Source organism: Natrinema pallidum (assembly GCF_005890195.1).
Classification (GTDB): domain Archaea; phylum Halobacteriota; class Halobacteria; order Halobacteriales; family Natrialbaceae; genus Natrinema; species Natrinema pallidum.
Map to the genome: position 1 here is coordinate 109344 of NZ_CP040638.1, position 19278 is coordinate 128621.

Sequence of the window (19278 nt, forward strand, 5' to 3'; positions counted from 1 at the left end):
CGAATTCGATTCCGTCGAGCCGCTCGCGATCACATCAGCGACATCAGTAGTTCCTGCGTCACGTCCTCGTGCTCGTAGCGATCGCCGCCGTGCTCGTCCTGAAACGCGGTCGCGTCGTCGGAATCGGAAAACCCGATCATCGATGCGCCCATCGCGCCCTCGACCTCGCTGTCGACGACGTACGTGAGGTCGGCTGCCGGCGCGAAGTGCTCCGCTTCGACGTGGCTGCTGATCTCGGACGCGTCGTCGCCGGTGTCGATCTCGTAGTCGACGCTCGAGTAGTCGGTCACGTACGTCGCGATCGGTTCGGAGTCGTCCTCGTGGTCGAACGTGAACGCGTACGTACAGCGGCTACTGCAGAACTGTGCCGGACGGTCGTCCCCGAGCAGCTCCTCGGCGTCGTCGTAGAACGACTCCCCGACCGGGCCGGGATAGTCGACGATCGCCATCGTACAGTTGTCGCAGCTTGTCCCGGCCTCGATCGTGATCGGGTCGGGGGCTTCCGCGTCCGCGTTTTCGTCCCCGCCGAGGCACCCGCCCAGTGCGGTCAATCCGGTAAGAGTCGACCCGACGAGAACCGTTCGCCGGGACACGCTTCGATCGGCACCGTTGTTGGAAGGGAACTCATCCATATGCACAATTGGGAGCAGGCCGATAAGGCTAATCTGGTCCAATCGCCGAAATAGCGGCTGCTGGGCGAATATCGTGATTCGTCCGCACCGACGCGACGCCTGCCGTCGGCGACCCGGCCGACACTCGCCGTCGGATGGCGTCGACGGCTCACGCGCGGGTGAACGAAAGGGGAAATCGTACTCACTGCTCGTACGAGGCGTGGCCGTGTTCCTCGGCGAACCAGTGAGCGATCGTGCTCTCCGCGCGGTGCAAGACGTCGCTACAGGTGGACTTGGTCACGCCGAGTGACGATGCGACGTCCGTCAGCGTCGCTTCACGAGGGACGTCGTAGTACCCTGCTTCGAGAGCGGCCAGGAAGACCTCGAGTTGCCGATCCGTCACGGGATTCTCCGCGTGCCTCGCGTCGACGGCGTGGACGTACTCGATGCGGTATTCGATCCCGTGTTCATCGAACGTGTCGCCGAGCGTCGATAACCGGTCCGCGCTCGTCGTCAGTTCCCAGGTCACCACGCCGTCTTCGACCGTGAACGGCGTCTCAATCGGAACGCCGGCCTGCTGTATGGGCGCGAGCAGCGACGCGTTCGCCGTCTCGACCTGCAGGAGCGCCGTCTCGTCGTGTTTCCAGAGCAACTCGAGGTCCCGAATATCGCGCCGGTCGTCGATCGCGGCGAGTATCGGGACCGGATTCGGTGCCGCCAGTTCGATGACGCCGATCGCGATGTCCGATCCCGGCAACACCGAACTGACTCGAAACGTGGTGTCGGGATAGGCAGTCGCGATCTCGTGAATCCAGAGCGCTTCGGGGAGGTGAACGGTGAGTTTCGCCCGTGGCATCGGTATCGATGTTGGCGATCGAACACCGTAGCAGGGAGTTCGAACATGTTCGAATCCTCCCCCAATGTTCGCGATAACCGATACACAGCGGCCGAGCGAACGAACGTGTATGGCCGATCCGAATCCACGTGACTCACGTCCGACGGACGCCGAACGGCGATCCGCTCCGACCGACACCGAACGGCAGTCCGCTCGCCGATCGGCGGCCGATCCGCCGCTCTCGATGACGCCGTTTCACGTCGCCGGCATCGGCTTCCTGTTCGTCGGCTTCGCGCTCGCCTGCTATCAGGGCCTCCAGGGGTTCGGACTCGTCCCACAGGTGTCGTGGATCACGTGGACGCACATCCACTTCGTCACGATCGGTGCGTTCACGCAGTTGCTCTTTGGCACACTGCCACAGCTGACGGCGCGGATCCTCGAGCGACCGGGACCGTCGACGCGGGCTTTCGGAACCGTTTTCCTCGGACTGAACGGCGCTTTGCTGCTCGCCTGGTGCGGGCGCGCCGCCGGCGAGCCGCTCTTGTTCGATGTCGGTCTCGGGACGATCTGGCTGCTCACGGGCTGGCTGTTCGCCGTCGTTCTCGTGATGGCGGTCAGAAGCGAGGACGGGCGAGCGCGCGACCCGACCGTCGGCTTCTCCCTCCTCTCGCCGTTCGTCTACCTGATCGGGCTCACGCTCGCCTTCGGCCTGTACAGCCACGGCTGGGACGTCCCCGGCGGCTGGTACGGACTCCGGGAAGCACACGTCCACGCCAACGCGTGGGGATTTCTGGGCCTCGCGGCGATCGGCACGCTGTACGATCTCTTTCCGCGACTCGTGGACGCGACGCTGTACAGCGACCGCCTGAAACGCTACTCGTTTCCGCTGTTCGCGGCCGGTATCGTCCCGCTCGTCGTCGGGCCGGTCCTCGGCATGGGGAAGACGGTGACCGCGATCGGACTGGTCCTGTACGCCGCCGGCTACGTCCTGTACGTCTACACGCTCGCCCGGACCTATCGGGCCGGCACGTCGAACGGGACGGCGCTCTCGGTTCTCGTCGCCCAGCTGTGGCTTCTCGGCCCGGCGAGCTTCGCGCCGTTCATCCTGTTTGGCGTCCCGCTTGGCATCCCCGACCCGTGGATCGAGACCGGCGCGCTGCACTTCTTCTTCCTCGGCTGGGCGCTGCCGGTCGCGCTCGCCGGTTCGTTGCTCGTCGCCCGCTCGCTCGAGTGGGCTCCCGGAGCCGACGGCGGTGACGCAGGCGAGGATCGGGTCGCCGGGCTCGTTCCCACGACGGATCTCCCGTCGGCTCTCGGCCCGCGGTCGGTCCTCGCCTGGAACCTCGCGGTGCTGGCCGTCGGGATCGGCTTCTTCTATCAGGACCAGTCGTGGTCGGTGCTACTGCACGGTCCGGGATACGCCGTTGTGCTCTCGATCTGGGGGTCCTATCTGGTCACAATCGTCGACCGCGGGTGGTCGGCACGTGTGTCAAAGAGTGGTTCGTAGCCGCCAGTCGGTGTCGGCTCGAGCGACGTGGATTCCCTGCGAGTCGGGTCCGCTCCGTCGAACCCGATGTTCGGGAGTGGCTGTCGACGGAACTGACGCGGACGGACGATCGATTCCCGGCGATCGGTATCCCCCACACCGTTCAAGACTCCGGCGATCGAAGGACGACGTATGGCAACTGATGAGTCACTGATTCGGACACTGGTAGTCGTTATCGCCGTGATCCTCCTGCTGCCGGTTCTCGTGATGGCGCTCGCGATGCCTATGATGGGCGTCTGGAGCGGCGGTCACATGTGGAGGGGAGGGATGTGGAGCGCCACCGGAGCCACGTGGATGTGGCTGCTCATGGCGGTCGTGCCGTTACTGGTGTTTCTCGGCCTCGGATACCTCCTGTACCGCGCCGTTCGTGGAGCCGGCGGCCGCCGGACCGACCCCGCCCTCGAGGAACTGCGAAGCGCTTACGCTCGTGGCGACCTCACCGACGAGGAGTTCGAGCAACGGCGTGAACGCCTGCGAGGTGAGGAGAAACGGTAGGCGTGGCTCCACCGCCCGCGAGCACCGTCTTCTCCACTCACTCGATCGCGCTCCCGCTCTGCGAGGCTCGGAGCCATGCTTTGACGAGTTCGTTTACGTTGTGAAAGACGATGCCGACGGTGAGCAGGGTCGTTGCCAGATAGATCACGAACCCGGGCGGGCCGCCGACCGTCGCACCGAGGAGGCCGCCGGTGATGCCGACGATCGTGAGTTCCAGCCACGTCATCAGGATTCGGGAACCCAGCCGCGGCGGCGACGGCTCGATCCACGACCCGTTCGGCGGTCGATCGACGCGATCGTCGTCGGAGCCCATTAGTACGACTCACCTGCCCTGACCGGACCGCTGAACGCGGAGTAGAGGACCACGAAGTAGACGAAAATGAGCGGAAGCAGGATCGCCGCCCCGATCGACATCAGGTTAAGCGGCAGCGTCGAGACGATGGCCGTCTCGACCGTCAACCCGCCGGCGCGGTCGATGACCGGATACATCAGACCGGCGACGATGCCGACCAGCGCGAAGACGAGGCCTGCGGTGGCACCGAACGCCACGTAGTAGCGGTCGGCCTGCGTCGCCGCCGCGTACACTCCCGCGAGCACGAGCGTGGCGAGGACGAGCGCGGCGACCGGCGCGGAGAACAGGGCCGATCGCATGGCGGGAACCGCTCCGTAGACGTATCCCAGCGTCACCACGACCAGGACGAGGTACGCCACGAGCGCGCGGTAGCCGTCCGTTTGAAGGCTCTCACGCAGGTCGCCGCGCGTCTTCAGTCGAAGGAAGGCTACGCCGTCGACGACGGTTAGCGCGACGACGGCCGATCCGACGACGACTCCCGGAAGCGTGACGATCGTCGTCGCGCCGAGCAGCCAGTTCGCCGTGAACATTCCGAGGAAGAACGGTGCGGTGAGGCTGCCGATGACGAACGCCCGTCCCCACCACCGTTGCCACGCCTCGTCGTGGCGCTGTTCGTACATCTCGGGGGCGAGCCCACGAAGAATGAGCGCACCAAGGATCGCGAACAGCAGCAGGTAGTGGCGACTGAACAGGTTGGCGTAGACCGCCGGGAACGCCGCGAACATGGCGCCGCCGAAGACGACGAGCCATACCTCGTTGCCGTCCCAGAACGGCCCGATGGCGGACAGTAACTGCTCGCGTTCGTCGGCGTCCTCGCGGGTCACGAACAGTGCGCCGACCCCGAAGTCGAAGCCATCGAGGAACAGGAACGTCGCGAAGATGCAGAACAACAGCCCGAACCAGAGGTCCGCGAGCGGGAGCCCGAACAGGGGGTCGGTCGCGAGCGAGACCGGGTCAGTCATCGGCCTGCACCTCCGACGCGGGCGTCCCCGCCCCGTCCAGTTCGGGACCCTCCACCTTCGGCGGGCCGGCACGAATGAGCCGGACGACGACGTACGTATAGAGCGCGAGCAGTCCGAGGTAGACGACGACGAACCCGGCGAGCGTCGTCGTCGCTTCGACAGCCGTGAGTCCCGTCGAGACGCCCTCGCTCGTTCGCAAGACGTCCTGGATGAGCCACGGCTGACGACCGACCTCGGTGACGACCCAGCCGAGTTCGACCGCGAAAATCCCCAGCGGCGTCGAGATCATCAGGGCCTTGTGGAGGAGGTCGTCCGCGAGGAGTTCGCCCCGCCACCAGCGGTAGCCGCCCCAGACGGCGAGCAGGATGAACCAGAAGCCGAGCGCGACCATGAGCCGAAACGCCCAGAAGACGATCGCGACCGGCGGTTGGGGCCCGCCGAACTCCTCGAGTCCCTGAATGGTCGCCTGTGGATCGCCGCCGCTGGCGAGCCACGACGCCCCGCCGGGGATGCCGATGCCGAAAATGTCCTTGGCCCGCGGATCGAGGAGTTCCTGGATGCTCGTCGGGAACGCGACGATGTACTCGGGGACGTAGGAGTCGGTCTCCCAGACCGCTTCCATCGCGGCGAACTTCTGTGGCTGCGTTTCGACGACGTGTCTCGCATACAGATCGCCGTGGAGCACCTGCAACGGCGCGGTGATGAGCAGCGCGAGGAGGCCGAACTTGAGCGTCGTCTCCCAGAAGCCGATGTGCTCGACCGGATACCCCCACACGTAGTGTCTGAAAACGAAGTAGGCTCCGAGCCCGGCCATGAACAGCGCGACTGACTCGACGGCGGCGTTTTGCATGTGGACGAACATCCAGGGGAACCGCGGGTTGGCGTAGGCGGCGACCGGATCGACCAACTGCACGATCGTCCGCCCGTTTTCCGTGGCCAGTTCGTAGCCCCGCGGGGTCTGCATCCACGAGTTGGCGATCAGAATCCAGAGCGCCGAGAGCCACGTTCCGAGCCCGACGGCGATCGCCGAACACATGTACAACACGTTTCCGACGCGTTCGCGACCGAACACGAAAATCCCGAGAAACGTCGCCTCCAGCATGAACGCCATCATCCCCTCGAGCGCGAGCGGGCCGCCGAACAGTTCGCCGGCGGTCATGGAAAACGCCGCGAAATTGGTACCGAACTCGAACTCGAGGACGATCCCGGTCACGGTGCCGACGACGAAGCTGACCGCAAAGATTTGCGTCCAGAACCGTCGCAACTGCTCGTAAATCGGTTTTCCGGTGCGGATGTCTTTCCACGTGAAGTAGACGAGAAAGGGTGCAAGCCCCATGCTCATCACGGGAAAGACGATATGGACGATGGTGGTCAGTGCGAACTGTACCCTGCTTGCGAAGACCGGGTCGATCATGATCTGTGTTGGGGAACGCGGGAACTGCGATTCATCAACCGGTGCTTTTCGATCCGAATGATTCGCCCTATTCGTATCCGAGAGGCCGAAATGCGGTAGTATTTGTGGTCGGAACGTCGAAAACGACGGTCGTCTCGAGTTGGCAAGACCGCGGCTCGAACCCGCCCGGATCGGGCTGGTGTCGCGTTTCCGCTACGGGCCGACGAGAGACATCGAGCCGTAGCCCAGTCCGAACGCGAGCACGAGCGAGCCGATCCAGGCGGCGACGGTAAGCCCCAGTTTGCGGGGGCTGACGCCGGCCCCGCCGGCGACCGCGAGTCCGCTGCCGACGATGGCGCTCACGACGATCTCGTTGAACGAGACCGGCACCCCGAGCAGGACCGCGGTCTGGGCGATGAGAAACGAGGGGACGAGCGTCGCGATCGACCGGCGCGGGCCCAGCGACGCGTACTCCTGTGAGATCGACTTGATCATCCGCGGTGCGCTCGTCCAGGACCCGACGAGAATCCCGACACCCCCGCCGAGCAACACCGCGATCGGCGACACCATCGGCACCGTCGCGAGCAGCGGAAACAGCGGGCCGACGGCCAGTCCGACCTGGCTCGCGCCCGCCGAGAACGCCACGAACGCGCCGAGTGCGAGCAGGAACCGGCGCAGGCCGCCGGCCTGATCGCGGCCGATATCCCAGCGGACGGCGGCCGCGACGACGACGCCGATGCCGAGCGAAATCGCGGCCGTTACGGCAGTCCCGTCCGCCGAGACCGCAGCGGCTCCGGCGGCGGCGAGCGTTCCACCGACCGACGAGAGGAAGGCGAACTCGAGGTTCGCGACGACGGTGCCGACGATCCCGGCGAGGAGCGGCACGCTGACGGCCTCGGGCACGTCCGGCCGCGGGAGGACGCTGGCGATCCCGTATGCGATACCGCCGCCGACGAACGGCGTGAGCACCCACACCGAGCCGATTTCGGCGTACTTCCCCCAGGCCGGATCGCCGCCGAGCGCGACGCCGACGCCGATGACCGAGCCGGTCACGGTAAACGCGGTCGCGATCGGATAGCCGGTGGCGATGCCGATCGCCATCAGCCCGGCACCGATCAGCAGGACGACGATGACGCCACCGACCGGGAGCGTGATCCCCTCGACGAGACCGGTGCCGACGGCTTCCGAGACGCGTCCGCCCTGCGTTACCGCTCCAGCGAAGCCGAGGATGCCGACGAGAAACGCCGCGCGCATCGTCGGTATCGCGTTTGCGCCGACGGCCGGCGCGAAGGGCGTTGCGCCGCTCGAGCCGGCACCGATCACCCAGGCCATGAACAGGCTCGCGACGGCCGCAGTAGCGAACAGCAGTATCGTTGTGAATTCCATTCGTATCTATCAGCCGTGTTTCGGTTCTCGAGACTCGAGGGGCGTCAGTCGGCATCCGATGGGGCGACTTCGGTCGTGGCGTGCGTGCTCCGCCAGACACCCTGTAGGTAGGCACCGACGAACATGCCGGCGAGGGCCCACAGGATGGTGACGTTCCCGACGCCGAGGCTGGCGTAGGCCGCGCCGGGACAGATCCCCGAGAGGCCCCAGCCGACGCCGAAGATCGCGCCGCCGATCAGGACGTTCCGATCGAACGGCTTCAGCCGGCGTTCGTACCGGTCGCCGGTCAGCGGCGCGCTATCCCGGAGACGGGGCATCACGGCGAAGGCGATCCCGGAGACGATCGCCGCGCCGAACATGACGAACAGCAGTCCAACGTCCTCGAACTGTAGGAAGTGCAGTACGACTTCCGGGCGCGCCATCTGGCTGAACCCGAGACCGAACCCGAAGATCAGGCCGCCGACGAGGATCAGCGGCATGAACAGGGGATGGCGATCCGCCATTACGGACTCACCCCCAGTGCCGCGACGATCTGTGCAGTCGCGATCGCGACTGTCAGGAACGTCAGCACGCCGACGATCGAGGTTTTCGACGCCGAGCCGACGCCGCAGACGCCGTGGCCGGACGTACACCCTTTGCCGATTCGGGTGCCGATCCCGACCAGGATGCCGCCCAGGAACAGCCGCCACGGTTGGACGGCCGTCGACCAGAGCGTCACGCCGCCGACCTCGTACAGTTCGCCGGTCGTTCCGGCTTCGTAGAGCGAGGTCGTGATCACTCCGGACTGGACCGTCGCCGCGAACGCCAGCGCGCCCAGAACGATCCCAAGCGTGAACACGACGCGCCAGTCCCGGGACGAGACGTACCGCTGGAACCGCGACTGCCCGGAGACGTACGATAGCGTCGACTCGAGGAACGTGCTCGCCCCGGCCGGGATGCCGGTTCCGACGTAGATGACGACCGTGCCGAGACCGACGAGCATTCCGCCGACGGCGTAGCGACTGATCCCGTTGGGGAACAGTTCGGCGGTCAACTGAAGTGGGACTGGGTCGGCTACCATTGGGGGTTAGTCACCGGCGAGCGACTCCTGGCTCGCCGCACAGTTGTTCGGGCCGAGTTCGAGTTCGAACGCGTCCGCGTCGTCGGCCGTCTGCTGGCCGAGGTTCGTCGGGATGATGTCCTCGTAGTTAGCCGGCCGAGGCGGCATATCCGAGAGGATCAACTCGACGAACGCGTCTTCGTCCATCGTCAGGGCGTCCATCTCCGCCTCGAGTTGCCCGAGCGGTGCGGTGTAGGTCCCGTCTTCGGCGGGCTCGGCTGCGTCGCTGACGTGAGCGCCACCGATCAGCGTGTCATCGGGGAGGGGCAGCACGCGCTCCTGGAGCGACTCGTAGAGCTGCGCGGCCGCCTCGGGAGCGCCGTCGTCGCCCTCCTCCAAGTCGGGTCGGGCGACGCTCTCGACGAACAGCCCGTCGCCGGTCGCGAGCAGCGAGCCGTCGAGCAGATACGCGGTCATGCCGGAGGTGTGGCCGGGCGTGGAGACGGTCTCGATCGTCGCCGACCCGACCTGGAACTCGTCGCCGTCCGCTGCGAGGGTCATCTCGTCGGCGTAAGTGACGCCACGGTCGACCGATGCCTCGGGGATGACGCCATCGACGCCGACGGCATCGAGCGCACGGACCCCGGAAATGTGGTCCGCGTGAATGTGCGTGTCGATCGCGTACTGCAGGTCGACACCGAGTTCGTCGGCGTCCTCGAGATATTGATCGGTGAACGCGCGCAGCGGGTCGATCACGGCCGCGTCGTCGCCGTCGACGACGAGGTAGCCAAGACAGCCCGTCGCGGGGCGCTGGTACTGGTAGAGCGTTCCGCTCCCGTCGTAGCGCTCGACTTCGACGCGGTCGTAGATGCGCGCCCAGCCGTTCATCCCGTTCTCGAGGTGATCGACATCGTAGCCGCGCTCGGTCAGCGTTCCGGCGACGTACTCGCTCGAGCCGCCCTTCGCACACACGACGGTAAGTTCGCGGTCATCGGGAAGCCGTGCAAGAACGTCGTCGTCGATTTCGTCGTCCAAGAACTCGAAGTACGGGATGTTGATTGAGTCGACGTTCCTCCCGTCGATCTTCCACTCGGCGTACTCCGATTCCATACGGGTGTCGAGGAGCGTGATAGCCTCTCCCGCGTCGATTCGGTCCCTCAACTCGTCGGGACTGACCGATTCGATTTCTGCGTCCGGCGTTGGAAAGTCCATGTCGTCCATGTTGTACAGTTCCCGTTATCGGCTACTCGCACTTAAGAGTTTGCGTAGTATTTTCTATACTCTGCAATATCATTACCTCAAACCCAAGTGTAGAAGGCATATACAGGCCCATAGACCAATCTGAGGCAAATACTGGGAGAGAGCCGGATACGGATGTTTGTATATTGTACAATAACCGGTGACCTTTTATGGGTGCAGGCTATATTGTGCAATAGCTCCAATACGGAGCATAGAAGCAACCCATGAGTTCGGAATACCAGACCACGGAAACGCTGGACGTGACAGGACAGTCCTGTCCGATGCCCGTCGTGAAGACCAAGCAAGCAATCGACGACCTCGAGGCCGGCGATGTGCTCGAAGTCGTCGCGACGGACTCGGGCAGCATGAGCGACATTCAGGGATGGGCCGGCGGCACCGACGGCGTCGCACTCCTCGAGCAGGTCGCGGACGACGACCGGTACATCCACTACGTGGAGAAGACAGGGGAATGAGTACGGAGCACTCGCCGCCGTCGACCGACGACGCCGATCTCGAATTCGACCCCGCCGAGTTGCAGGCGCTGCGCGAGCGCGTCGCGGCACTCGAGGAGACGGCCGCCGATGGCGACGACGGGACGAAGATGACCATCGTCGCCACCCAGGGAAGTTTCGATATGGCGTACCCGCCGTTGATCCTGGCGAGCACGGCCGCCGCCTTCGGCTGGGACGTCGTCGTCTTCCACACGTTTTGGGGCCTCGACATCCTCCACGAGGAGAAGTCGGCGGACCTCAAACTGAGCGCCGTCGGCAACCCGAACATGCCGATTCCAAACGCCATTGCCGCACTTCCCGGGATGGATACGGTGGCCACGAGACTGATGCAAAAGCGGATCGACGACAACGGGACCGCCACCATCGAGGAACTGATCGATCTCTCGCTCGAGAGCGGCGTCGATTTGCAGGCCTGCCAGATGACGATCGAGTTGATGGACTACGACGAGGACGACTTCTACGACGGCGTCACTACCGGCGTCGGCGCGGCCACTGCGCTACAACACATGGCCGACTCCGACATTCAACTCTTCGTCTAGGAACCCGTCCGACTCGGTACGCGCCAGACGCGTTCGTTTTCGATCGCGGTGTTCCGACTTCGGTATCGTGAGTGGTGTTATTGTATGTCACGATTCTTGGTTCTGAATTAAAACCGATCGCGATTATGGACAGGACATCCCAATCACGTTCTATCCTTCCCACTTTGCATTCTGAAATAATTGATCGGGTAGATATTTAACGCATGAATTTCCAACCACTGTCTTATGCCAGTTCAGAGCGACATGACGTTGCTTTACATCGTGGCCGGATATCTGGCCGTAATGCTCGGCGTCGGTGTCTGGGCGTACGGCGAAACGGAGACGGCGGAGGACTTCATGGTTGCCGGTCGAAGCCTCGGCGCGGTCGTCATCGCCGGGACGCTGCTGGCGACGTGGATGGGGTCCGGGACGGTGACCGGCGGCGCGAACTCGATCGCGTACGATAACGGCCTGATTCCCGCGATCCTTATGGGGACGGCTTCCCTCATCGGTATCGGCGTTTTGAAGATGCTCGCACCGCGTATTCGGCGGTTCGACAAGCTCACGGTCCCCGAAATGATCGGGGAAGAGCTGGGCGACGAAGGGCGGATCATCAGCCTGCTCGTGATCGCGTTCGCGTACGTCGGGATCGTCTCCTACCAATTCATCGGTATCGGGTTCGTGTTGAACGTGACGACCGGGCTCTCGGTCATGCAAGGAACGCTCCTCGGAACGGTCCTCATCATCGCACTCGCGGCGATGGGCGGTCTCATGTCGGTCGCGTACACGGACGCGATCAGCGCGTTCCTGATGCTCGTGGGTCTCGTCATCGCGGTGCCGTTCGTGTTCTTCGAGGCCGGCGGCTGGTCGGGCATTACAGCGAACGTTCCCGCAACCCACCTCGATACGTTCGGGGACCTGTCGTTCGTCGAGTTTTTCGCACTCTGGGCACCGCCGCTCCTGTTGATCCTCGCCGACCAGAACATGTACCAGCGGATCATCGCCGGCGAAACCGACGACGGAACGAACGCAGGACTGATCGCCTGGTTCGTCGGCGCGATCGCGACGATGACGCTGGTCCCCCTGATCGCGTTCGCTTCGCGGGCGATGTTTCCCGAACTCGACCCGGGAATGGCCCTGATCGCGACGACGACCGCGCTCCCGACGTGGGTCGGCGGTATCCTTCTCGCCGCCGCGACGGCGTTTATTATCACGACCGGGAGCTCCTACCTGCTGTCGGCCTGTACGAACCTCTCCCAGGACCTCTACAAGGGGTTCGTTAATCCCGACGCGCCGGACAGCCGGATCTTCTGGCTGACGCGGGTCCTCGTGATCGTCCTCGGGCTCTTCGCGTTCGTCCTCGGCCAGTACTTCCCGACCATTCTCGAGGTCCAGATGTACTCGTACACGGCGTACGGGGCCGCGATCACGCCGCCGCTGCTTTCGATCTTCCTGTTCCGGGATCGGCTGACGAAAATCGGCGGGCTCACCGGGATGGTCACCGGTGCCGTGCTCGCGGTTTCCTGGGACACGGTTCTGGGCAGCCCGTACGGATTGGACGCGGTGATCGTCGCGGCACCGATCGGGTGCGTGCTCATCGTCCTCGTCAGTTACCTCACGAGCGCGCTGTCGTCGCCGTCGCCGACCCGGGCCTGAGCGTCCGCCGACGGACGGTCGGCCGTTTCGTCGATGGCTACAGCCCTCCGACCGTTCTTTCCGAGTGAGATCGGCTGTGTCCGAATCACGGCGTCCTGTTCGACATGCGGCTCTCGTTCACTGCTCACCGAGGCCGTGACCTCGACGAACTGTTCGCGCCGGCCAACGGCGGGCGCTGCGGTACCTCGACTCCGTCTCCTGGGACGGCTGTCCCCACTGTACGGGGTCTCTCGAGGAGGTAACGTTCGCCACGCCTCGCCTGGAGCCGGATGCCCGACTCGAAACGCTCAGGTGGGACACTTCGACGATGGTGATGGCCGGTCTGTGCTGGCGGCAGTGTGGCGTCTCGGTCCGGCTTCCCGCGTGCCTGCGCGACCACGACATCGACTACAGAACGTTCGAACTGGCGTACGGTTCACCCTCCCGGACTACGAGAGAGAAGTACTCGACGACGGCGTCGTGGGCCGATTCGCGAGCGGCGACGACCAACCCGACAGGGCGCTGAACACTCGATCGGACCGACGCACGTCGCTAACCGAGGAGCAGTGACCGTTCCGGGAAGACGCCTTCGAGGGGGCGAACGGATCAGTCGCTTCGTCGACCGATAGTGCGGATCGGGCGTTCATTCGCTAGTTTCCTATCAGGAGTGCGCTTGATACCCTGAACGCCGATTTTTCATAACCGCACCAGAATTTTTTATACCGAAATCGTCGGTACATCGAGTGGGTGTAACACCCATGACAGAATACGACATCGAAGAGGTCGACGACGAGGAAGCACCGGCGCTCCATCAGCATCACAAGGTCGTCGAGTCCGACGACTGACGACCTTCGGACGATCCACGGGGACGCTACCGGGCGTCATCGGACGCCGGCGGCCGGCGGAATGACGTCGGCCCGGTAGCGCCCGTGGGTGTCCGATTTTCGGGATCGGACGAGAGAAACTGAACGATTCGACGATACGTATGAAGGTTAGAACGAACAACCTCGTGCAGTTCGACTGGAACGGACCCGCGGACGGTGGAATACGCGGGACCGTGTTCGTCGACGGAACGACGAACACGTACGAACTCGACGACATCGACGTCGTCGAACTCCTCGAGTACGCGTTGACGGCCCGTTCGAGGGACGACCTTCGAACGTTCGCTCGCGACTCCCTCGGGTGTGATACGACGGCGGCCGACGACCTCCTCGACACGCTGATCGAGACCGGATTCCTGCTGCCGGACGATCACGAGAACTTCGTCGCGTATCGGACGTGGATGGAAAAGGGCTGGCAACGGGCGCTTTTCTACCATCTCCGTACCCGGACGGCAAACGTCGAACAGCCGACGCCCCCCGACGACCGAGAGGGAACGACCCGGAGCGGCGAGTCCCTCGAGCCGCCGTCCGCGAGGGCTCGAGACGGGCCGCGTATCGACGTTCCCGACCCCGACGACCTCCCAGACGAGTCGTTTCGAGCGGTCGCGTTGCGGCGACGCACCCATCGAAACTTCAGCGGTACTGAGATGGACCTGACGACGCTCTCGACGGTCTTACACCACTCTTTCGAGCCGGTGAGAGCCGCCTTCGATCACCTCGAAGAAACGCCGCTCGCCGAAACCGAGCCTGGTGCGGTCCGGCGAGCGGGACTGCGCGTGTATCCCGTCGTCCAACGGTGTCGGGACGTTCCGCCTGGCGTCTACGAGTACGACATTCGAGAGCACGCCTTGTTCCGAATCCGCAAGTTCGATACCGTTGAAACGGCCGACGACGCGGTTACCGATGCTGCACACCGGCAGAATCACCACACGGATGCGGCCGTCTCGTTCGTTTTCGGTTCGGTATTCGACCACGATCAGCGGTGGTGTCCGAAATCCCGCGGGCTTCGGAACAGTTACCTTCACGTCTCGGAACACGCGCATCGACTCGTCCTCGTCGCGACGGCACTGCGATTGCGGAACTTCGTGACGCCGGCGCTCAAGGACGAGCGGATCGACGCGCTCGTTGGAGTCGACGGGGACGACGAGGCGATCACGTACCTGGTCGCGATCGGTGAGTGACATGCGGGGACGCGTTCGGAGTGATCCGCGATGAGGCGAGTCGTGGTCGTCGCCGGCGTCGGACCGGGACTGAGCGCCGCCATCGTTCGCGAGTTCGCCGATCACGGGTGGTCGGTCGGCTTACTCGCCCGGACCACCGATACGATCGACTCGCTCGCCCGGGAGATCGAAGACGATGAGACCGCGGCGATTCCCGTCCAGGCCGACGTGACCGACCCCGGGGACGTGGAACGGGCGTTCGACGAGATTCGGACGGAACTCGGAGCCGTCGACGCCCTCGTCAATCACGCAGCCACCGTTTATGCCGGGGGTGTTTCGGATGTCACCGCCCCACAGTTCGAGGAGATGTGGCGGGGGTGTGCCTTCGGCGCGTTCCTCTGTGCGCGGGCGGTCGTCCCGAACATGCACGATCGGAACGACGGCACGATTATCTTCACCGGTGCCGACGCCGGAACGCGTGCTCGAGCGGACGCGGTCGGGTTCAGCAGCGCGAAGTTCGCCGTCCGTGGACTCGCCCAGGGACTGGCGAAAGAACTGGGTCCGGACGGGGTTCACGTCGCTCACGTCGTTCTCCACGGCGGAATGGATACGCCGCGTACCCGACGGGCGATGCCGGATATCGATCACTCGTCCCTTCTCGATCCGGAGGAAATCGCGACGACCTACCGGCACCTCGCCCGTCAACCGCCGCGCTCGCGGACGACCGAAGTCGACATCCGGTCGTACTGAGCCGCGTGTTACGGCCCGCGAACTCGAGTACTCGGTTACCCGGCTTCGGTGCCCGCTCCGTCCCCGGAGCCGGCGGACGGAACGACGTCCTTCGGGACGGGCGATTCGACGGCGACGAGGAGCCACAGTCCGACGAGCATCGCGACGTTCGTAACCGCGATCATGGTGATCGGAGACGTGACATCCGCTATCAGCCCGCCGAGAGCCCTGAATCCGATCATAAACGCCATCGAGATCATCACGACCGTCGAGAGGATCGTCGCGCGGCCGATCGAATCGGCGTGGGCGTTCAAATACTGCTCCTGAAGCGGTTTACTGACGTTTCGAGCGACCCGACAGGCGAACAGGGCGGACAGCGCCACGAGCGGAGACAACGGGGCGACGACGAACAGGACGCCGACGCAAAGCGGCGCGCTCAAAAACCACCACCTGATCCCGACGATCCGTTCGAGAGTTCCCGAAAAGAACGTGATGGCGGCTGAGACGAGCGAAAACCCTGCGTAGAGCCAGCCGAGTTTGCTGATGTCGATACCGATGCCCGTCGCGATCGGTTGCGTAAACGTCGCGACGAGACCGAGGTACGCGGTAAACAGACCGCTGTAGACGACGAAGGACCTGAGACCCGGAGTCGACAGGAACTCGCGGACGACCGGGAGTGCGTCCAACGGCGTGAACGACTCGGCGTCGGCCCGGTCGCCGACCGATGTCGACAAGCCGAAGACGGCGACGATACTACAGAGATAGAGCCCGGCGTTTCCGACGAACGGATAGAACCAGTTTCTCGTCGCCATCCACGCGCCGAGCAGGGCCGTACCGGCGCTCACCGCTAGCTCGATCGCCTTCGCCCGCCCCTGAACGGCGGTAAACGAATCGCCCTCCCCGGATCGAGTCAACGTGTCGTACAACCAGGCGGAGGCGACTCCGGAGCGAAAGACGATGCCGACCGCCCACACGACGTACGCGACGAGAAAGCCGGCGAACGTTCCCGAGACCCCGAACGTAAGCATGGCGACGATCGTGAGCGCACTTCCGGCGACGAGCATGCTCCGTCGGCCCAGCCTGTCGCCGAGATAGCCCGCGGGCACTTCGCCGAGCAACGTCGTGAGCGTAAAGAGCGCGGTCAGCAGTCCGATCGCCGAATAGGACAGCCCACGGTACCGAACGTATTCGATGATGACCGGGGCGATGAACCCTTGACTCATCGTCGCCCGATAGAGATAGTATCGGCGGACGTCGCTTCGAGCGCGTTCGACGGTATTCGTGAGCAGCGACTCGGCCAGCACGGGTGTCAGGGATCGGCGGACAGCGCAGCGTAGGCGAGCAGCGGTTCTTCGGCGTGGTCGACGCCGAAGCAGTCCTCGAGGTACTCGTCGTCGAATTTGAACCCGGCCATCGTCGACAACCCGTACGCTCGAGCGGTGATCCTGAGCGTCTCGAGGACGTGCCCGAGGTCGTGTAACAGGACGCGATACGTTCGCGGCTCGCGGTACCGCCACATGCTTCGTTCGACGACCGACGTACAGCCGATGAGAGCCGCCGGGTCGGAGTCGATACCCCACAGCAGGGGCTTTGTGAGGTCGGTGTCGGTCGGGAGCCGTTCCAGCGCGTGCTCCCGAACCGAATAGTGGTAGATGCCGGCGGGGAGCTCCGTCGCTTCGAACACGGCCACGTACCCCTCTGTCGGGTGACGCGCGCCGCCCGACGGGACCGGCTTTTTGAGCTTCGGTCCCTGGTGTTCCGTCTGCAGTTTGCCCGTCTCTCCGAACGCGAAGTACAGGATCGCAGAGAGGGTCCGCGCGTCGAGCGCGTCCCGGGTCGAATCGGCGCGTCCGAACAGCGATGTCGACAGGGCGTCGGCGACGGACACCCGTTCGGCATCCTCGATCGGCGGTAACTCGATCCGCTCGTCGACGTCGTAATCCTTGTAGATCGCCGGCGGGTCCTCTCGCGCCCGGTACTCCCGCATGAGTTCGGTTTCCATTCCCTCGACGCCCTCGTACTCGGAGTTTTCGACTGCCTCGTCGATGAACGGATAGTCACGGACGTACTCGTGATACGCCAGCGCGGCCCGCCAGCCGGTGGCCTCCCAGGAGGCGGTTCGACTTCCGTGCCGGTCTGCCGGACGGAGAAAGCCGGCGTCGATCAGGTCCGCGACGAGGTCGGCGGCGGCGTCCGCCGAGAGATCGAGCGTCTCCAGCAGCGTTTCCTCGAGGTCCTCTCTCGAGTACCGCCCGTCTATCTCGTCGAGACCACGAAGGATCTCGGCGCTCGAGAGTTCGAACGTTCGGGTGGCAAGCGGGTCAACGGCCAGTAGCGACGGCTCCTCCGTCCGACCCGCCTGTTCGGTCGTCACGGACAGGAGTCCGTTTCGCGTATATTCGACTATTCCTGTCATGGTTCCCCAGTCCACAATTAATGCTATAACCCTTCTGGTGCAACTCTCACAACGGCGGCCGGGACGGTACTCGACGGAACGGACGGTCGCTAGGCGATCGGGTAGGAAACGCCGGTTACCACGCCGACGACCAGGCCGAAGGTGCTGATCGTCATCAGCGCGAAGTGCGGGGCAAACGCCTTCGCCGCGCGCCGTTTCGAGTCGGTCAACGCCGTCGCGACTTGCCAGGCGATCGCTCCGCTCCAGAGGACTGCGAGCCAGAGCCAGCCGGTGACGAAGAACGATACCCAGGCCGAAACGATCCCGGAACTCGCTCCCGGGGGGAGCGACAGGGAAATCCCGAGCCCCTGCGCGACGACGTTCACGGTGTGGCCGCCGTTTTCCAACAGTCCCGCGATAACGAAGTCCCCGAGCGCCCACATCAGGCCCAGCGGCGCGTAACTGAGTCCGAACTTCGTGAACGACGGTTCCCAGTCGAGGCCGCTCCAGTCGCTCGCCAACTTGTTGGCGACGGCGAACCCGACGAGTGCCACGACGACGCTCGCGAGATAGGCCGTCGTCGAGACGAGCAAGCCCGGCAACTGTCCACCGAGGGCGGTCAGGATGGCGCTGCCGAGGACGAAGTTGATCGGGATCGCACCCCAGATGACGAGTGCGATGATCGCTTCGTCGACCAGCGGGATCCGCTCGGTAATTACCTTGGCCCCGGGCCAGCGAACCCGGAGTTCCACGTCTTCGTCCGGCTGTTCCGACGTACACCTCATGCAGGCGGTACACCGGCGATCGGTGCTCAGATAGTCGCTCTTGTACTCGAGCGTGGCACATTTGACGCCGGTTTCCGTGTTCTGGGCGACCTCGAGCGGGGAGAACTTCGCGGTGACGCTCATCACGCCCGTGGCGGGGCAGACGTACCGACAGAACGCCTGTCGCTGGTAGACAAGACTCACGGCCACGGCGACGCCGACGATCGCGAGCCAGTAGTACGGAACGCGACGCGGCATATACGAGACGCCGAGGTCGGCCATCCCCCACCGCGCGAGGACGAACGTAAGCGTCGTCAGCGACAGGATCGAGAGCGACAGGCCGAACGCGACCCGCTTCGATCGTGTATACATCGGGAAATGGCGCTGGAGACCGAACCGCTGCGTGAACCGGACGATCGCTCCCAGCGGACAGAAGTAACACCAGATCCGGCCGAAAAAGAGGAGGCTAAGTATCATGATCGGGGCCCACCAGAACCCGAAGAACACGACGCTACCGAAGTTCCGCCCGGAATCCGTCGGTCCGACCGCAGCTCGGTAGAGCGCATAGAAGAACACCGCGACGGTGAGCAGGTTGACGGCGTGCTGTACGTTCTTGTTCGTAACGAGGTACCGGACGACCCTGTTTTTCGTGATCGTGATTCCCCGTTTCGAGGTGCGATCCGCTGTCATCGGCGGTTTTTTTCTCCGGATGAGTGTCAATCGTTTGGTGCGATACTCGAAGGAACTCGAGCGAACGGAGTGGGTCCCCTCTCCGGCGACAGTTGCATGGACGAGCGAGGCGGTGTGAGTAGTGAAGCGGCGAGTG

The 19278-nt window shown here is 64.4% G+C and carries 19 protein-coding genes; 7 read left to right on the forward strand and 12 right to left on the reverse strand.

Annotation, left to right across the window (positions count from 1 at the left end; genetic code table 11):
• Window positions 1-29: 29 nt before the first annotated feature.
• Together FGF80_RS17975 and FGF80_RS17980 are read right to left on the reverse strand one after the other, a co-directional pair.
• Entirely contained in the window at window positions 30-632 is a 603-nt protein-coding gene (locus FGF80_RS17975) for a nitrous oxide reductase accessory protein NosL (protein WP_006187457.1), read from the reverse strand.
• Window positions 633-813: 181 nt separating this feature from the next.
• Window positions 814-1467, reverse strand: a complete 654-nt coding sequence (locus FGF80_RS17980; RefSeq protein ID WP_138655618.1) for a helix-turn-helix domain-containing protein — start codon at window positions 1465-1467, stop codon at window positions 814-816.
• Window positions 1468-1576: 109 nt separating this feature from the next.
• On the opposite strand from FGF80_RS17980, the gene FGF80_RS17985 reads away from it, so the two are divergent.
• Together FGF80_RS17985 and FGF80_RS17990 are read left to right on the forward strand one after the other, a co-directional pair.
• Window positions 1577-2953, forward strand: a complete 1377-nt coding sequence (locus tag FGF80_RS17985) for a hypothetical protein (RefSeq protein ID WP_238705377.1) — start codon at window positions 1577-1579, stop codon at window positions 2951-2953.
• Between the two features lie 171 nt (window positions 2954-3124).
• Window positions 3125-3487: an SHOCT domain-containing protein gene (locus FGF80_RS17990; RefSeq protein ID WP_006187453.1), complete on the forward strand. Its 363-nt coding sequence runs from the start codon at window positions 3125-3127 to the stop codon at window positions 3485-3487.
• 37 nt (window positions 3488-3524) lie between these two features.
• On the opposite strand, the gene FGF80_RS17995 is transcribed toward FGF80_RS17990, so the two are convergent.
• The 7 genes from FGF80_RS17995 to FGF80_RS18025 form a co-directional block, all read right to left on the reverse strand.
• Window positions 3525-3800, reverse strand: a complete 276-nt coding sequence (locus FGF80_RS17995; protein WP_138655620.1) for a hypothetical protein — start codon at window positions 3798-3800, stop codon at window positions 3525-3527.
• Entirely contained in the window at window positions 3800-4801 is a 1002-nt protein-coding gene (gene cydB, locus FGF80_RS18000) for a cytochrome d ubiquinol oxidase subunit II (RefSeq protein WP_138655621.1), read from the reverse strand. Before cydB ends, FGF80_RS17995 begins: the two co-directional genes overlap by 1 nt.
• Entirely contained in the window at window positions 4794-6215 is a 1422-nt protein-coding gene (locus FGF80_RS18005; protein ID WP_006187450.1) for a cytochrome ubiquinol oxidase subunit I, read from the reverse strand. The genes cydB and FGF80_RS18005 overlap by 8 nt, the downstream gene beginning before the upstream one ends.
• Before the next feature lie 192 nt (window positions 6216-6407).
• Window positions 6408-7580, reverse strand: a complete 1173-nt coding sequence (locus FGF80_RS18010) for an inorganic phosphate transporter (protein WP_138655622.1) — start codon at window positions 7578-7580, stop codon at window positions 6408-6410.
• A 44-nt stretch (window positions 7581-7624) separates the two neighbouring features.
• Window positions 7625-8083 (reverse strand): YeeE/YedE family protein, encoded by a 459-nt coding sequence (locus tag FGF80_RS18015; RefSeq protein ID WP_006187448.1) that lies wholly within the window; start codon window positions 8081-8083, stop codon window positions 7625-7627.
• Entirely contained in the window at window positions 8083-8640 is a 558-nt protein-coding gene (locus FGF80_RS18020; protein ID WP_006187447.1) for a YeeE/YedE family protein, read from the reverse strand. The genes FGF80_RS18015 and FGF80_RS18020 overlap by 1 nt, the downstream gene beginning before the upstream one ends.
• Window positions 8641-8646: 6 nt before the next feature.
• Window positions 8647-9840, reverse strand: coding sequence for an MBL fold metallo-hydrolase (locus FGF80_RS18025; protein WP_138655623.1), 1194 nt, complete (start codon window positions 9838-9840; stop codon window positions 8647-8649).
• A gap of 242 nt (window positions 9841-10082) precedes the next feature.
• On the opposite strand from FGF80_RS18025, the gene FGF80_RS18030 reads away from it, so the two are divergent.
• The 5 genes from FGF80_RS18030 (at window position 10083) to FGF80_RS18050 (ending at window position 15314) form a co-directional block, all read left to right on the forward strand.
• The gene (locus FGF80_RS18030) at window positions 10083-10331 is read left to right on the forward strand and encodes a sulfurtransferase TusA family protein (RefSeq protein ID WP_006187445.1); all 249 of its coding nucleotides are present in this window, start codon (window positions 10083-10085) and stop codon (window positions 10329-10331) included.
• Window positions 10328-10909, forward strand: a complete 582-nt coding sequence (locus FGF80_RS18035) for a DsrE/DsrF/DrsH-like family protein (protein ID WP_006187444.1) — start codon at window positions 10328-10330, stop codon at window positions 10907-10909. Before FGF80_RS18030 ends, FGF80_RS18035 begins: the two co-directional genes overlap by 4 nt.
• Before the next feature lie 225 nt (window positions 10910-11134).
• Entirely contained in the window at window positions 11135-12544 is a 1410-nt protein-coding gene (locus FGF80_RS18040) for a sodium:solute symporter family protein (RefSeq protein ID WP_138655624.1), read from the forward strand.
• A gap of 964 nt (window positions 12545-13508) precedes the next feature.
• Window positions 13509-14585, forward strand: a complete 1077-nt coding sequence (locus FGF80_RS18045) for a nitroreductase family protein (protein WP_138655625.1) — start codon at window positions 13509-13511, stop codon at window positions 14583-14585.
• Between the two features lie 30 nt (window positions 14586-14615).
• The gene (locus tag FGF80_RS18050; protein WP_138655626.1) at window positions 14616-15314 is read left to right on the forward strand and encodes an SDR family NAD(P)-dependent oxidoreductase; all 699 of its coding nucleotides are present in this window, start codon (window positions 14616-14618) and stop codon (window positions 15312-15314) included.
• Between the two features lie 35 nt (window positions 15315-15349).
• On the opposite strand, the gene FGF80_RS18055 is transcribed toward FGF80_RS18050, so the two are convergent.
• The 3 genes from FGF80_RS18055 to FGF80_RS18065 form a co-directional block, all read right to left on the reverse strand.
• Window positions 15350-16597: an MFS transporter gene (locus FGF80_RS18055; RefSeq protein ID WP_138655627.1), complete on the reverse strand. Its 1248-nt coding sequence runs from the start codon at window positions 16595-16597 to the stop codon at window positions 15350-15352.
• 5 nt (window positions 16598-16602) lie between these two features.
• The gene (locus tag FGF80_RS18060) at window positions 16603-17709 is read right to left on the reverse strand and encodes a SagB/ThcOx family dehydrogenase (protein WP_138655628.1); all 1107 of its coding nucleotides are present in this window, start codon (window positions 17707-17709) and stop codon (window positions 16603-16605) included.
• An 89-nt stretch (window positions 17710-17798) separates the two neighbouring features.
• Complete coding sequence (locus FGF80_RS18065) at window positions 17799-19142, reverse strand: 4Fe-4S binding protein (protein WP_138655629.1); 1344 nt, start codon at window positions 19140-19142, stop codon at window positions 17799-17801.
• Between the last annotated feature and the right edge of the window lie 136 nt (window positions 19143-19278).